The organism is Streptomyces sp. NPDC054847, assembly GCF_053610925.1.
This window is the reverse complement of the sequence record NZ_JBSGZJ010000789.1, coordinates 1-1,196: the sequence shown is the minus strand read 5'-3', so window position 1 is coordinate 1,196 and position 1,196 is coordinate 1. Positions and strand designations below refer to the sequence as shown.

Sequence of the window (1,196 nt, the reverse complement as noted above, 5' to 3'; positions counted from 1 at the left end):
CTGAACGGCAGGGTGGCCTGGGCCGCGCGCAGCGCGGCGATGAGATCGGGCGAGCCCACCGCGTAGCCGATCCGCAGCGCGGCCAGACCGTACGCCTTGGAGAACGTGCGCAGCGACAGCAGCGGCGCCCCGCTGCCCAGGTGGTCCCGCACCTGCGGGGTGCCCGCCGGGGCGAACTCCAGGTACGCCTCGTCGACGACCAAAGGCGTGCCGGTCACCGCCGCACGCTCCACCAGCATGCCGAACCGGTCCCGGTCGAGGACGGCGCCGGTCGGGTTGTGCGGGTGGCACAGGTAGACGATGCCCGCGTGCTCCATGGCGGCGGCGATCGCTTCGGCGTCCGCTTGCGCCTCCCGCAGGGGGATCTCCCTACAGCCACGCCCGGCCTGCGTCAGACAGATGCGGTAGCCGGGGAACGTCCCGGCCGAGGTCACCCCGGGCCGGCCGCGGTCGCCCAGCGCGAGGGCGCTCAACAGCACCAGTTCGTCGCTGCCGTTGGCGACGGCCACCTGGGCCTCCCCGACGCCGACCCGTTCCGCGATCGCCGCCACCGGCACGGCACGGCCCGGATCGGGGTAGACGGAAGCCGGATCGAGGGCCTCGTGCGCCGCGCGCACGGCCATCGGGCTGGGACCGTAGGCGTTCTCGCTCAGGTGCAGCCGGGCAGGTGCGAAGCGGGCCGGCGCCGTGGTCATGCCGCTTCCCCCAGCAGGATGCCGAAGCAGTAACTGCCCGGCTCCGCCTCCAGGGTGACGAAACGGTGCTCGGCCCCGGCCGGCACGTGCAGCAGCGCCGGGGAGGACAGCTGATGCGTCCGGCCGTCGACCGTCACCTCGATACGGGCGCCACCGGGGCGCGGGGAGACCAGGAAGTAGATCTCGGCGACCTCGTGCCGGTGCGGATCGGCCACCGGACGGCCCACCAGGTGGTCGATCGGGCCGCCCGCGACCTGCACCGGGACCCCGCCGAACATGTCGGCCGTCAGATAGAAGGGGGCGGGTTCGTGATGACCGGCGACCGGCAGGAACTGCGGTACGTCGGTACGGATCTCAGCGGCTGCCACAGGGCCACCTTCTCTTCCGGCTACGGACCTCGACGGTGGTGAGACTCCACGACCCGGCTCGAGCGGGACTGGAGCTGCGGTCCGGCCGCACCGGCCCGCGCGGCGAGAGGGACCGGAGCGCAGACAGCGGCGC

Annotated in this window: 2 protein-coding genes; both read right to left on the bottom strand. The window is 73.6% G+C overall.

All coding sequences use genetic code 11. From position 1 onward, the window contains the following. A partial coding sequence (locus ACWGH4_RS35255) for an aminotransferase class I/II-fold pyridoxal phosphate-dependent enzyme (RefSeq protein WP_453468000.1) occupies positions 1 to 695 on the bottom strand: 695 nt, incomplete at its 3' end. Beyond that, a complete protein-coding gene (locus ACWGH4_RS35250) occupies positions 692 to 1,063 on the bottom strand; it encodes a cupin domain-containing protein (protein ID WP_441267603.1) in 372 nt (123 codons plus the stop codon). The genes ACWGH4_RS35255 and ACWGH4_RS35250, both read right to left, overlap by 4 nt. Positions 1,064 to 1,196 lie beyond the last annotated feature (133 nt).